Genomic DNA, 12,634 nt, shown 5'->3' with positions numbered 1-12,634 from the left:
GCTGAGCGGTGCGTGCGGCCCCGTCCGGCCCCGCCGTCGTGCGTGCGGCCCCGTCCGGCCCCGGAGGGCTGACGCGGACGCCCCGGAGGGGTGAACCTGCGGTCCGCGGAGAGGGCGGCCTTGAGCGGCCCGCCCGAGGCGGACCCGCGGCGAGCTCATGGCGCGTCCGCGGTTACTACGCGACGACCACTACGCGACGACGACGACCTTCGCGCCGATCGACGCGAACGTCCACAGCGCGTCCCCGTCGGCCCGCTTCATGCGGATGCCGCCGGTCTTCCGCGCCGGGTCCGGGCTCGGCGTCGAGCCGTCGACCGCCGCGCTGAAGCCGATCGCCACGTCCTGGGCCGTCGCGAACCGCACCACGTGCTCGATCTGCACGCCGTCCGAGCCGCGGACCGAGCCCGAGCGGGAGGTCACGCTGTACGCGCCCGGCGCCGGGTCCACCGTGCTCGGCATCACCGTGAACGTCCGGGAGGCCTTGCCCTTCGCGTCGACCAGCCAGACCCGGCGGTCGGCGAGGGAGTACACGACGCGCTCGCCGCTGCCGGAGGCCGCGGGCACGGCCAGCGGGTCCTTCGCCGGCTGCTTCGGGCCGCCGCTCGGAGAGACCGAGGGGGCGGAGGTGCCGGGGGTCCGGGGAGCGGCCGAGACGTCGGCAGGGGCGTTCGCCGAGGCCTGGTACGCCAGGAAGCAGACCGCGGCGACGGCCGCCGCCGTGAGCCCGGCCACGAATCCCGAGCTGCTCCGTGCCACCGTGCCCACCTCTCGTACGAACGTATCGAAGGGTGACGGTAGCAGCCGGGGGAGCGAGGGGCGGGGCACCGTGCCCGGGAGCCGTAGGCTGTTCGCGTGCTGTTGCTCGCCATGGATACCGCCACCCCCGCCGTCACCGTCGCCCTCCACGACGGCGAGGCCGTCGTCGCCTCGTCGGAGCAGGTCGACGCCCGCCGCCACGGGGAGCTGCTGCTGCCCGCCGTCGACCGGGTCCTCAAGGAGGCCGGGCTGAAGCTCGACGCGGTCACCGGGATCGTCGTCGGCGTCGGCCCCGGGCCGTACACCGGCCTCCGGGTCGGCCTCGTCACGGCCGCGGCCTTCTCCTCCGCGCTCGGCGTCCCGGTGCACGGCCTGTGCACCCTCGACGGACTCGCGTACGCCTCCGGGATCGACGAGCCGTTCGCCGTCGCCACCGACGCGCGCCGCAAGGAGGTCTACTGGGCGCGGTACGACGACTCCCGCACCCGGGTGACCGACGCGGCCGTCGACCGGCCCGCCGAGATCGCCGAGCGGCTGGCCGGCCTCCCCGTCGTCGGCGCGGGCGCCCGCCTCTACCCCGAGGCGTTCCCCGACGCCCGGGACCCCGAGCACCAGTCGGCGGCCGCGCTCGCCGCGCTCGCCGCGGAACGGCTCGCGGCCGGCGAGGGCGGCTTCCTCGACCCGCTGCCGATGTACCTGCGCCGCCCCGACGCCCAGGTGCCGAAGAACTACAAGGTGGTCACTCCCCAATGACCGGGGCCGTGGAACTGCGCGAGATGCGCTGGTGGGACATCCCGCCGGTGCTGGCCCTCGAGGACGAGCTGTTCCCCGAGGACGCCTGGTCGGCGGGGATGTTCTGGTCGGAGCTCGCGCACGCGCGCGGGCCGCGGGCCACCCGCCGCTACCTCGTGGCGGAGACCGCCGACGGCCGGCTCGTCGGGTACGCGGGGCTCGCCGCGGCCGGCGGACTCGGCGACGTGCAGACGATCGCCGTCGCCCGCGACCAGTGGGGCACGGGGCTCGGCGCCCGGCTCCTCACCGACCTGCTCCACCACGCCACCGCCTTCGAGTGCGAAGAGGTGCTCCTCGAAGTGCGCGTGGACAACACCCGGGCCCAGAAGCTCTACGAGCGCTTCGGCTTCGAGCCCATCGGATTCCGGCGCGGCTACTACCAGCCCGGAAACGTGGACGCGCTCGTGATGCGACTGACCGTTCAAGGAACTGAGACTGATTCTGATGGCTGCTGACGAACCGCTCGTACTCGGCATCGAGACCTCCTGCGACGAGACCGGCGTCGGCATCGTCCACGGGACCACGCTCCTCGCGGACGCCGTCGCGTCCAGCGTCGACACCCACGCCCGCTTCGGCGGCGTCGTGCCCGAGATCGCCTCCCGCGCCCACCTGGAGGCGATGGTCCCGACGATCGAGCGCGCCCTCAAGACGGCCGGGATCTCCGCCAAGGACCTCGACGGCATCGCCGTCACGGCCGGCCCCGGCCTCGCGGGCGCGCTGCTCGTCGGCGTCTCTGCGGCCAAGGCCTACGCCTACGCCCTCGGCAAGCCGCTCTACGGCGTCAACCACCTCGCCTCGCACATCTGCGTCGACCAGCTGGAGCACGGCAAGCTCCCCGAGCCGACGATGGCGCTGCTCGTCTCCGGCGGCCACTCCTCGCTGCTGCTCTCCGCCGACATCACCTCCGACGTGCGCCCGCTGGGCGCCACCATCGACGACGCCGCCGGCGAGGCCTTCGACAAGATCGCCCGGGTGCTCGACCTCGGCTTCCCCGGCGGACCGGTCATCGACCGGCTCGCCAAGGAGGGCGACCCGGCCGCCATCGCGTTCCCGCGCGGTCTGAGCGGCTCCCGGGACCCCGCGTACGACTTCTCCTTCTCCGGCCTCAAGACCGCCGTGGCCCGCTGGATCGAGGCCAAGCGGGCGGCCGGCGAGGAGGTGCCGGTCCGCGACGTCGCCGCGTCCTTCCAGGAGGCGGTCGTGGACGTCCTCACCCGCAAGGCCGTCCGGGCCTGCAAGGACGAGGGCGTCGACCACCTGATGATCGGCGGCGGCGTCGCCGCCAACTCGCGGCTCCGGGCCCTCGCCCAGGAGCGCTGCGAGCGGGCCGGCATCCGGCTGCGGGTGCCCCGGCCCGGACTGTGCACGGACAACGGCGCGATGGTCGCGGCCCTCGGCTCCGAGATGGTGGCCCGCAACCGGGCCGCCTCCGACCTGGAGCTGTCGGCGGACTCGTCGCTGCCGGTGACGGACCCGCACGTGCCGGGCGCGCACGCGCACGGCCACTCCCACGACCACGACCATGTGCACGAGGTCAGCAAGGAGAACCTGTACTCATGAGGCTCACCCTCATGTGGGAGGCGCGGGCCGCGCAGGGCCGGGGTGCCGAGCTCCTGGAATGGGCGCGGGCGCGGGTCCTGGCCCGCGAACCGGTCCGCCGGGAGGTCCTCCGGGCCCCGCAGGACCGGGTCCTCGTCCTCACCTGGTGGGACGCGGAGACCTTCGACGCCGAGCTGCCCGAGCTGCCGGAGCCGGACGCGGAGCTGATCACCCGCCCGGTCCACCGCTGGCGCTTCGAATCGGTCGAATAGCCGCAGCGGCGACACACGACCGAAAATAGAGCAACCTTTCGATCGAATCCGGCATCCCACAGCGCGTGAAGAAGACGATCGCGCTGTGGGCGGCGCTGACCGCCGCCGCTCTCCTGATGACCGGCTGCGGGGCGGAGCAGCCCGGTCCCGCCGCCCCGGCGACGACGGACGCACCCGCGGCCGATCCCTCCGCCGGGCGGAAGGCACCCGAGGCGCCCGGGGCCGCGGCCGCCGCCGCGTACCGCCGCTGGGGCCTCAAGCCCTTCCCGGCCCCGCCCGCGCCGCCGGCGGTCAAGCCGGTGACGCGCACGCCGGGCGGCCCGGTCCCCGTGATCAGTGACATCCCCACCACCGAGAAGATCGTCTTCATCACGATCGACGACGGCGCGGAGAAGGACCCCGCGTTCGTCCGGATGATGAAGGACCTCAAGGTCCCGGTCACGATGTTCCTCACGGACTCGGCCGTCCGCACCGACTACGGGTACTTCACCCCGCTCGTCGCGCAGGGCCACGGGCTCGCCAACCACACGCTCACCCATCCCAACCTGCGCACCCTCTCCGAGGAAGGCCAGCGCCGGGAGATATGCGGCCAGCAGACGAAGCTCGCGCAGCGGTACGGCACGACCCCGCGCCTCTTCCGCCCGCCCTACGGCAACTGGAACGAGGCCACCCGCGCGGCGGCGGGCAGCTGCGGCGTCGACGCGATCGTGCTGTGGCGCGAGTCCATGCAGATCAAGAACATGCAGTACCAGCGCGCCGACCGGAGCCTGCACCCCGGCGACATCATCCTGGCCCACTTCCGCGGCCCGTCCGAGCTCAAGGGCCGGACGATGACCGAGATGACGGCGACGATGCTCCGACGCATCCAGGAGCAGGGCTTCACGGTGGCGCGCTTGGAGGACTACGTCTGAGCCGGACGCCTCGGGAAAGAAACTTCTCGCGCGTCGTCGATGCGGGCTCCTCCCGTTCGACGTATGTGTGGAAGGCGGGGAACGGCCCCGCCGCCGCGTCATCGAGGAGTCGTCATGCCCCGCTTCCTGTCCCTCGTCCGCATCGAGGAGAACACCATCGACATGGAGAGCGCCGACCCCGGCTTCGAGGAGCGGATGGGCGCGCTCTTCGAGGAGATCACCAAGGCCGGGGCCATGGTGGACACCGCCGGGCTCCGTCCGACCGCCGAGTCCACCCGGATCACCTGGTCGGACGGGAAGCTGTCGTTCACCGACGGACCGTTCACCGAGACCAAGGAGGTCGTCGGCGGCTACGCGATGCTCCAGTGCAAGGACATGGCCGAGGCCGTCGAGTGGGGGAAGCGGTTCCTCGCCGTGCACCCGCCGCAGTGGAAGGTCGGGCTCGAGGTCCGCGAGGTCGAGGAGATGCCGGAGGGCTGACCGGTCCCGGAGCCGTACCTGTGCTGTCATGTGAGGCGTGACGGCACAGACGGTCGAGGAGACGCTGGAGACGGTCTTCCGGATGGAGTCGGCGCGGATCATCGCCACGGTGGCGCGGATCGTCCGCGACGTCGGCATCGCCGAGGAGATCGCCCAGGACGCGCTCGTCGCCGCTCTCGAGCAGTGGCCGCGGACCGGCGTCCCGGAGCGCCCGGGGGCCTGGCTGACGGCCGCCGCCAAGCACCGGGCCGTCGACCTGGTGCGGCGGCGGGAGACGTACGCGCGGAAGCTCGCGGAGGTCGGCCGCACGCTCACGGAGGAGTCGTACGACCCCGAGCCCTCGGGCCCCGGGGACATCGACGACGACGTGCTGCGGCTGATCTTCACCGCCTGCCACCCGGTGCTCTCCGCCGAGGCGCGCGCCGCCCTCACCCTGCGGCTCGTCGGCGGGCTCCGGACCGACGAGATCGCCCGCGCCTTCCTCGTGCCCGAGGCGACCGTCGCGGCCCGGATCACCCGCGCCAAGCGGGCGCTCGCGAAGGCGGGCGTGGAGTTCGAGGTGCCCTACGGGGAGGACCGGGCGGCCCGGCTCGGCTCCGTCCTGGAGGTCGTCTACCTGATCTTCAACGAGGGGTACGCGGCGACCGCCGGCGGCGACCTGCTGCGGCCGGGCCTCTGCGAGGACGCGCTGCGGCTCGCCCGCGTCCTCGCGGCGCTCGTCCCGCAGGAGGGCGAGGCGCAGGGGCTCGTCGCCCTGCTGGAGCTCCAGGCCTCCCGGACGGCGGCCAGGACCGGGCCCGACGGGCGCCCGGTGCTGCTCGCCGCGCAGGACCGGCGGCGCTGGAACCGGCTCCTCATCCGGCGCGGATACGCCGCGCTCGAACGCGCCGGCGACGGGCGCTCGTACGGGCCGTACGCCCTCCAGGCCGCGATCGCCGCCCTCCACGCGCGGGCCTCCTCGTACGAGGAGACGGACTGGGCGACGATCGCCGCGCTGTACGGGAAGCTGGGCGCCCTCGCCCCCTCGCCGGTCGTCGAGCTGAACCGCGCGGTCGCCGTGTCGATGGCCGACGGCCCCGCGGCGGCGCTGCCGCTCGTCGACGCCCTCGCGGCCGAACCGGACCTGGCCCGCTACCACCTGCTGCCGAGCGTCCGCGGCGACCTGCTCGCCCGCCTCGGACGGGCGGAGGAGGCGCGGGCGGAGTTCGAGCGGGCGGCGGACCTCACCCGCAACGAGAGCGAACGGGCGCTCCTGCGCGGAAAGGCAAGGGAGTTGGACCTGCCGTGACGCGCGCTTAGGGTGCTTGGCATGTCCCCGCGCAACCCGTTGCCCCCGCCGCCCCCGCCCGCCGAGATCCGGAGCTGGCCCGACCGGGACGCGCGGCTCGCCGACCGGGCGCTGGCCCTGGACGAGCTCGGGCGCCGGCTGCTCGGCGGCGGGCGGCTCGCGATGTTCCTGCTCGGGTTCCTCCTGCTCCAGCTGGGCTGGGGGCTCGTCGGCGTCCTGGTCATCGCGGTCGGACGGCCCGAGTTCGAACCGCTGAAGCTGCTGACCGGGCTCGTCACCGCGGTCCTCGGCATCGGCGCCCTTGTCCCGGCCGTGTGGCTGACGGTCCGCAGCCTGCGGCGCGACCGGACGGTCCGCGAGCGCCTCGTGCAGTGGGCGGAGCTGGACCGGCACGGCCCGACGGACGCCCGGCTGCGCGCCCCCGTCCTCAGCGCCTGCTGGCTGCTGCTGTCGTTCGCGATGTGCGGCTTCGGGCTCTGGATGGGCTTCGCGGTCCCGGCGGGCGTCAGCCGCTACGACGGCTACGGCCTGGTCGCCTACGGCATGGGCGTCGCCATGATCTTCTGGGTCACCGGCCTGACGGGCCTGGTGAAGGCCATGGGGCACTACCGCTTCGCGGTGCGGCTGACCGGCTCGGGTGCGGGCACGGGTGGTGCGGGTGCGGGTGCGGGTGCGGGCCGCGGGCCGTCAGAGGCGTCCTGAGCGCTGCGGGCCGCCGGACGCCCCTGAAGTGCGGCAGCGCTGCGGGCCCGACGGACGCCCTGAGGGCAGCGCTGCGGGCCCGACGGACGCCCTGAGGGCAGCGCTGCGGGCCGCCGGACGCCCTGAGAGGCGGCTCAGCGGCCGCCGCCCGCCGGGCGGCCGATCAGCATCGTCGGGGCTCCCGCGACGCGGGTGAGCAGGACCGTCGCCGCGTTCGGGCCCTTCGGCTTGACCTTGCGGCGGATCTCCTCGGGCTCGACCGCCGAGCCGCGCTTCTTCACCGTCAGGGTGCCGACCTCGCGCTCCCGCAGCAGGGCCTTCAACTTCTTCAGGTTGAAGGGGAGTTCGTCGGTGATCTCGTACGCGGCGGCGTACGGCGTCGGAACCAGCCGGTCCGCCGTGACGTACGCGATCGTCTCGTCGATCAGGCCGCCGGCCAGCTCCTCCGCCACCTCGGCGACGAGGTGCGCGCGGATGACCGCGCCGTCCGGCTCGTAGAGGTAGCGGCCGACCGGGCGGACCGCCGGGTCGGGGAGGCCGCGGCCGACGAGGCCGGCGCCCGAGGGGAGCAGGGTGGCGCGGCGGGCGCCCGGCTCCGTGCCGAACCAGAGGACGGCCTCCTTGACGTCCCCGCCGTCCGAGATCCACTCGGCCTCGGCCTCCGCGGGGACCGCCTCGTGCGGGATGCCGGGGGCCACCTTGAGCGCCGCGTGCGGGGCCTTGCGGGCCGCCTCGACGGCCCAGGAGAGCGGCGGGGAGTAGGCCTCGGGGTCGAAGATCCGGCCCCGGCCGCCGCGCCGCGCCGGGTCGACGAAGACCGCGTCGTACGGGGCGGTGTCGATCTCGGTGACGTCCGCGCACCGCACCTCGATGAGCTCCGCGAGGCCGAGCGCCTCGGCGTTGGCGCGGGCGACCGCCGCCGTCAGCGGGTCGCGGTCCACGGCGAGGACGGAGATCCCGGCGCGGGCGAGTGCGATCGCGTCGCCGCCGATACCGGAGCAGAGGTCGGCGACGCTGCGGATCCCGAGCGCCTTCATCCGGCCGGCCCGGTAGGTGCCGACCGAGGCGCGGGTCGACTGCTCGACGCCGTTCGGCGTGAAGTACATCCGGTACGCGTCCTCCGCGCCGAACTTTGCCACCGCCCGCTGCCGCAGCCGCGCCTGCCCGACGGCAGCCGTCACCAGCTCGGCGGGGTGGTCGCGGCGCAGCCGGGAGACGACCGCCAGCTCCTGGGCGGGGTCGTGGTCGCGGAGGGCCGCGAGGAGCGTCTGTCCCTCGGGGGTGAACAGCGGGGCGAAGGAGGCGAGGTCGGTCACCCGTCCCATTGTGGGCCCTGCGGTGGTGTGGGCCGGCCGGGGGACCGGGGCCGCGTACGGCGGTGTCGCACCACGGAACGAGCCTCCGCGCTGACAGGATGCGGCGCCATACGACTCGTACGACAAAAGGAATAAACGATGGCAAAAGGTGTGCACGGTTCCTCCCGGGTGCTCGGGGCGGTGCTCGTCGTCGCCGCCCTCGCCTCCGCCGCCACCGGCTGCTCCGACAGCGCCGAGCCGGACCGCGGCGCGCCCGCCCCCGCCGCCGGGCAGCAGGCGCGGGCCCAGGAGCAGGGCGCGGCCGGCGCGCTCAACGCGTACGTCGAGAAGGTCCACAAGCAGCGCGCCGCGCGCGTGCTCGCCGCGAAGAAGTGGGGCCTCGCCAAGCCGCCGCTCGAAGCCCCGGCCCCGCCCGCCGTCAAGCCGAAGATCACCACCCGCAAGGGCTTCGAGACCGACGGCGAGGACCTGCCGCCCGTCTTCACCACCGTCCCGACCAAGCAGAAGATCGTCTTCCTGACGATCGACGACGGCTCGGAGAAGGACCCCGAACTGCTGCGGATGATGCAGGAGCTGAAGATCCCCTACAGCGCCTTCCTCAGCGACTACGTCGTCAAGGACGACTACGCCTACTTCGCCCGGATGCAGAAGTCGCAGGAGTCGGGGGTGTCCCTGCACAACCACACCCTCAACCACCGCTACCTGCCGGGACTCTCGTACAAGCAGCAGAAGCGCGAGATCTGCGGCATGCAGGACGTCATCGAGAAACGATTCGGCACGCGGCCCCCGCTGTTCCGCCCGCCATACGGCAACTACAACGAGGACACCCTGCGCGCCGCCGCCACCTGCGGCGTCAAGGCCGTCCCGCTCTGGGCGGCGGAGGCCTTCCCCGACCACATGGAGTGGCGCGAGTGGGACCGGGACCTGCACCCCGGCGACATCGTCCTCACCCACTTCCGGGGCAAGGAGGACTGGAAGGGCAGCATGGCCGACATGGTCCGCCGGGTGATGAACGTGATCACGGCCAAGGGGTACGCGGTCGCGAAGCTCGAGGACTACGTGTGACGCGAGGACTGCGCAGGACGCGAGGGCCGCGCGTGACGTGGGACCCGCGTGCGAGGCGAAGCCGCCGCGCGGGCGGACCGCGGGCGCTGCCCCTCCTGGCCGCCGTGCTCGTGCTGGGGCTGACCGGCTGCGCCTCGACCGTGGACTCCATCGAGCGGCTCGGCCGGAAGGCCGCCGAACGCGTCGGCACCGGCGCGGCGGAGCCGGCCGCGGCGTCCGGGGGCGCGCTCCCGAGGCCGGAAGCGAACCGCCACGGGTGAGGAATTGGCACTCCGCTTGACCGAGTGCTAATCGCGGTCATAGTCTCGGCTCTGGCACTCACCACTGGAGAGTGCCAACAGAGCGACGGGCAGGTCCGGCACCCGCGACGACGGATCCACCTGGTCGCCACCTCAGACAGTTGACCCCGAGATCTCCGAAGGGGGAGGTCGGATCGTGACGACCACCAGCTCCAAGGTTGCCATCAAGCCGCTCGAGGACCGCATTGTGGTCCAGCCGCTCGACGCCGAGCAGACCACCGCCTCTGGCCTGGTCATCCCGGACACCGCGAAGGAGAAGCCCCAGGAGGGCGTCGTCCTCGCGGTGGGCCCGGGTCGCTTCGAGAACGGCGAGCGTCTGCCGCTCGACGTCAAGACCGGCGACATCGTGCTGTACAGCAAGTACGGCGGCACCGAGGTGAAGTACAACGGCGAGGAGTACCTCGTCCTCTCGGCTCGCGACGTGCTCGCGATCGTCGAGAAGTAATTCACCGAAGTATCTGAAGCAGATGCTTTGAGCTGCGCCCCTTGACCCCGCACAGGGCGTCCGGGGGCGCGGTTCGTTCCACCCCATTCCGAGAGGGCTGAACCGCTCCCATGGCGAAGATCCTGAAGTTCGACGAGGACGCCCGTCGCGCCCTTGAGCGCGGCGTCAACAAGCTTGCCGACACGGTGAAGGTGACGATCGGCCCCAAGGGCCGCAACGTCGTCATCGACAAGAAGTTCGGCGCCCCCACCATCACCAACGACGGTGTCACGATCGCCCGCGAGGTCGAGATCGAGGACCCGTACGAGAACCTCGGCGCCCAGCTGGTGAAGGAGGTGGCGACCAAGACCAACGACATCGCGGGTGACGGCACCACCACCGCCACCGTGCTCGCCCAGGCCCTGGTCCGCGAGGGTCTGCGCAACGTCGCCGCGGGTGCCTCCCCGGCCGCCCTGAAGAAGGGCATCGACGCCGCCGTCAAGGCCGTCTCCGACGAGCTGCTCGCCACCGCGCGCCCGATCGAGGACAAGTCCGACATCGCCGCCGTCGCCGCGCTCTCCGCGCAGGACCAGCAGGTCGGCGAGCTCATCGCCGAGGCGATGGACAAGGTCGGCAAGGACGGTGTCATCACCGTCGAGGAGTCCAACACCTTCGGCCTGGAGCTCGACTTCACCGAGGGCATGGCCTTCGACAAGGGCTACCTGTCCCCGTACATGGTGACCGACCAGGAGCGTATGGAGGCCGTCCTCGACGACCCGTACATCCTGATCAACCAGGGCAAGATCTCCTCGATCCAGGACCTGCTGCCCATCCTGGAGAAGGTCATCCAGGCCGGCGCCGGCAAGCCGCTCCTGATCATCGCCGAGGACGTCGAGGGCGAGGCCCTGTCGACCCTGGTCGTGAACAAGATCCGTGGCACCTTCAACGCCGTGGCCGTCAAGGCCCCCGGCTTCGGTGACCGCCGCAAGGCCATGCTCGGTGACATCGCCACCCTCACCGGTGCGACCGTCATCGCCGAGGAGGTCGGCCTCAAGCTCGACCAGGCCGGCCTGGACGTGCTCGGCACCGCCCGCCGCGTCACCATCACCAAGGACGACACCACGATCGTCGACGGTGGCGGCGACTCGTCCGAGGTGCAGGGCCGCGTCAACCAGATCAAGGCCGAGATCGAGTCCACGGACTCCGACTGGGACCGCGAGAAGCTCCAGGAGCGCCTCGCGAAGCTGGCCGGCGGCGTGTGCGTGATCAAGGTCGGCGCCGCCACCGAGGTGGAGCTGAAGGAGAAGAAGCACCGCCTCGAGGACGCCATCTCGGCGACCCGTGCCGCGGTCGAGGAGGGCATCGTCTCCGGCGGTGGCTCCGCGCTCGTCCACGCCGTCAAGGTCCTCGAGGGCAACCTCGACAAGACCGGTGACGAGGCCACGGGTGTCGCGGTCGTCCGCCGCGCCGCCGTCGAGCCGCTGCGCTGGATCGCCGAGAACGCCGGCCTCGAGGGCTACGTCATCACCTCGAAGGTGGCGGAGCTCGACAAGGGCCAGGGCTTCAACGCCGCGACCGGCGAGTACGGCGACCTGGTCAAGGCCGGCGTCATCGACCCGGTGAAGGTGACGCGCTCCGCCCTGGAGAACGCCGCCTCGATCGCCTCCCTCCTCCTCACCACCGAGACCCTCGTGGTGGAGAAGAAGGAAGAGGAGCCGGCGGACGCGGGCCACGGCCACGGTCACGGCCACTCCCACTGAGGCGTGTCCTAGCGCGTAGCTGACCACCGAGGCCCGGTGCCCCCGTCGCGGGGGCACCGGGCCTCGGTGCGTCGCGTGCGACGGGGCCCGGGCCTTGGAGTGTCGCCTGCGCGGGTGCACGGGCCTCGGTGCGGTCGCGGTCGCGGGGGCGCCAGCCTTGGTGTGGTCGCCGTCGCGTGGGCACCGCCCTCGGTGTGTCGCCGTCGCGCGGGTACCGGCCACGGTGCGGTCGTCGTCGCGCGGGCACCCGCCTCGGTGCGGTCGCTGTCGTGGGGAGACCGGTCGCCGCGACAGCCGCCCGTCTCACCCCTCCACGGCGCCGAGCTGCCCCATGAGCCCGAGCAGGTCGTACTGCCACCAGCCCTCGACGATCTTCCCGTCGTCCCGGAAGCGGTGGATCACCGTGCCGGTCATGCTCACGTCCATGCCGGTCGGCTGCAGCCCCATGAAGTCCCCGGTGTGGCTGCCCCGCCACGTCCAGCGGGTGCAGACCCGGTCGCCCTCGGCGATCTGGTCGTCGACGGTGAACGCGAAGTCGAAGCCGCCCCGCCACATCTCCACCTCGCGCCGGACGGCGTCCATGCCGATGACGTCCTGCTCATTGGTCGGATCGTGGTCGTGGTACCCCTCGGCCAGCACCTCGTCGAGCAGCGCCAGCTCCGGCTGGTCGGAGAACATCTCCATGAGCCGCCTGGCGTTGTTCTTGTACATCGCCTCGTCCCGGACCACGTCGAGATCCGTGAACGTCGGCATCTCGTCACAGAGCGCGACCATCTCCCGGAAGATCCGGTCCGTCTCGGGAAGCTGCGAGTTCCGCATGGCCACGTCGTAGGACGGGAACTCCACGATCTCCACGAGGTGCGTGGAATCGGCCCGGTCCTTGCCGAGAACGCTGTGCGTGGCGGTCCGCTTGCCCTTGGTCTGCTCGATCCACCGGTCCATGAGCCGGCTCATGTCGTCGATCCGGCTGGTCTTGAAGTCGATGATCTGCGTGAACGTCATGACGCCTCCCGACCCAGGTGGGATCCCT

General features: G+C 72.6%; 15 protein-coding genes. 12 read left to right on the top strand and 3 right to left on the bottom strand.

Features of this window, described 5'->3' with window-relative positions:
- Positions 1–189 precede the first annotated feature (189 nt).
- Positions 190–756 (bottom strand): L,D-transpeptidase, encoded by a 567-nt coding sequence (locus AMK27_RS21240; protein ID WP_241847569.1) that lies wholly within the window; start codon positions 754–756, stop codon positions 190–192.
- A 96-nt stretch (positions 757–852) separates the two neighbouring features.
- Here AMK27_RS21240 and tsaB point away from each other — a divergent pair, with 96 nt between their 5' ends.
- From tsaB to AMK27_RS21200, 8 genes are all read left to right on the top strand, one after another.
- Entirely contained in the window at positions 853–1,509 is a 657-nt protein-coding gene (gene tsaB, locus AMK27_RS21235) for a tRNA (adenosine(37)-N6)-threonylcarbamoyltransferase complex dimerization subunit type 1 TsaB (RefSeq protein ID WP_073910567.1), read from the top strand.
- On the top strand, positions 1,506–2,003 hold the full coding sequence (rimI, locus tag AMK27_RS21230; protein WP_073910563.1) for a ribosomal protein S18-alanine N-acetyltransferase: 498 nt from the start codon (positions 1,506–1,508) through the stop codon (positions 2,001–2,003). The genes tsaB and rimI overlap by 4 nt, the downstream gene beginning before the upstream one ends.
- Positions 1,993–3,108 carry a tRNA (adenosine(37)-N6)-threonylcarbamoyltransferase complex transferase subunit TsaD gene (tsaD, locus tag AMK27_RS21225; RefSeq protein ID WP_073910559.1) on the top strand — a complete coding sequence of 372 codons (1,116 nt, stop codon included), beginning with the start codon at positions 1,993–1,995 and terminating at the stop codon, positions 3,106–3,108. The genes rimI and tsaD overlap by 11 nt, the downstream gene beginning before the upstream one ends.
- Positions 3,105–3,359 (top strand): hypothetical protein, encoded by a 255-nt coding sequence (locus tag AMK27_RS21220; protein ID WP_073910555.1) that lies wholly within the window; start codon positions 3,105–3,107, stop codon positions 3,357–3,359. Before tsaD ends, AMK27_RS21220 begins: the two co-directional genes overlap by 4 nt.
- 65 nt (positions 3,360–3,424) lie before the next feature.
- Entirely contained in the window at positions 3,425–4,270 is an 846-nt protein-coding gene (locus AMK27_RS21215) for a polysaccharide deacetylase family protein (protein WP_079188545.1), read from the top strand.
- 114 nt (positions 4,271–4,384) lie between these two features.
- Positions 4,385–4,750, top strand: a complete 366-nt coding sequence (locus AMK27_RS21210) for a YciI family protein (RefSeq protein WP_073910548.1) — start codon at positions 4,385–4,387, stop codon at positions 4,748–4,750.
- An 82-nt stretch (positions 4,751–4,832) separates the two neighbouring features.
- Positions 4,833–6,038 carry an RNA polymerase sigma factor gene (locus AMK27_RS21205; RefSeq protein WP_073911869.1) on the top strand — a complete coding sequence of 402 codons (1,206 nt, stop codon included), beginning with the start codon at positions 4,833–4,835 and terminating at the stop codon, positions 6,036–6,038.
- Positions 6,039–6,059: 21 nt separating this feature from the next.
- Entirely contained in the window at positions 6,060–6,740 is a 681-nt protein-coding gene (locus AMK27_RS21200) for a hypothetical protein (protein WP_073910545.1), read from the top strand.
- A 134-nt stretch (positions 6,741–6,874) separates the two neighbouring features.
- Here AMK27_RS21200 and AMK27_RS21195 read toward each other — a convergent pair whose 3' ends face one another.
- Entirely contained in the window at positions 6,875–8,065 is a 1,191-nt protein-coding gene (locus AMK27_RS21195) for a class I SAM-dependent methyltransferase (RefSeq protein WP_073910542.1), read from the bottom strand.
- A 129-nt stretch (positions 8,066–8,194) separates the two neighbouring features.
- On the opposite strand from AMK27_RS21195, the gene AMK27_RS21190 reads away from it, so the two are divergent.
- The 4 genes from AMK27_RS21190 to groL all read left to right on the top strand — a co-directional run bounded on the left by AMK27_RS21190 (position 8,195) and on the right by groL (position 11,604).
- Complete coding sequence (locus AMK27_RS21190) at positions 8,195–9,121, top strand: polysaccharide deacetylase family protein (protein ID WP_073910540.1); 927 nt, start codon at positions 8,195–8,197, stop codon at positions 9,119–9,121.
- A 32-nt stretch (positions 9,122–9,153) separates the two neighbouring features.
- A complete protein-coding gene (locus AMK27_RS21185) occupies positions 9,154–9,381 on the top strand; it encodes a hypothetical protein (protein WP_073910537.1) in 228 nt (75 codons plus the stop codon).
- 175 nt (positions 9,382–9,556) lie between these two features.
- Positions 9,557–9,865, top strand: coding sequence for a co-chaperone GroES (groES, locus tag AMK27_RS21180; protein WP_017239619.1), 309 nt, complete (start codon positions 9,557–9,559; stop codon positions 9,863–9,865).
- 110 nt (positions 9,866–9,975) lie between these two features.
- Positions 9,976–11,604 (top strand): chaperonin GroEL, encoded by a 1,629-nt coding sequence (gene groL, locus AMK27_RS21175; protein ID WP_073910534.1) that lies wholly within the window; start codon positions 9,976–9,978, stop codon positions 11,602–11,604.
- A 303-nt stretch (positions 11,605–11,907) separates the two neighbouring features.
- Here groL and AMK27_RS21170 read toward each other — a convergent pair whose 3' ends face one another.
- A complete protein-coding gene (locus AMK27_RS21170) occupies positions 11,908–12,606 on the bottom strand; it encodes an ester cyclase (protein WP_073910531.1) in 699 nt (232 codons plus the stop codon).
- Positions 12,607–12,634: the final 28 nt, after the last annotated feature.

This window comes from Streptomyces sp. CB02009, from assembly GCF_001905825.1.
Lineage (GTDB): Bacteria > Actinomycetota > Actinomycetes > Streptomycetales > Streptomycetaceae > Streptomyces.
Note: the sequence above shows the minus strand (reverse complement) of the source record. Positions and strands in the feature narration are given on the sequence as shown.

Excerpts from the sequence above, each read along its gene's own strand:
- rimI (WP_073910563.1), top strand. The coding sequence starts at position 1,506 with ATGACCGGGGCCGTGGAACTGCGCGAGATGCGCTGGTGGGACATCCCG.
- tsaD (WP_073910559.1), top strand. The coding sequence starts at position 1,993 with ATGGCTGCTGACGAACCGCTCGTACTCGGCATCGAGACCTCCTGCGAC.
- AMK27_RS21220 (WP_073910555.1), top strand. The coding sequence starts at position 3,105 with ATGAGGCTCACCCTCATGTGGGAGGCGCGGGCCGCGCAGGGCCGGGGT.
- AMK27_RS21210 (WP_073910548.1), top strand. The coding sequence starts at position 4,385 with ATGCCCCGCTTCCTGTCCCTCGTCCGCATCGAGGAGAACACCATCGAC.
- AMK27_RS21205 (WP_073911869.1), top strand. The coding sequence starts at position 4,833 with ATGGAGTCGGCGCGGATCATCGCCACGGTGGCGCGGATCGTCCGCGAC.
- AMK27_RS21200 (WP_073910545.1), top strand. The coding sequence starts at position 6,060 with ATGTCCCCGCGCAACCCGTTGCCCCCGCCGCCCCCGCCCGCCGAGATC.
- AMK27_RS21195 (WP_073910542.1), bottom strand. The coding sequence starts at position 8,065 with ATGGGACGGGTGACCGACCTCGCCTCCTTCGCCCCGCTGTTCACCCCC.
- AMK27_RS21190 (WP_073910540.1), top strand. The coding sequence starts at position 8,195 with ATGGCAAAAGGTGTGCACGGTTCCTCCCGGGTGCTCGGGGCGGTGCTC.
- groL (WP_073910534.1), top strand. The coding sequence starts at position 9,976 with ATGGCGAAGATCCTGAAGTTCGACGAGGACGCCCGTCGCGCCCTTGAG.
- AMK27_RS21170 (WP_073910531.1), bottom strand. The coding sequence starts at position 12,606 with ATGACGTTCACGCAGATCATCGACTTCAAGACCAGCCGGATCGACGAC.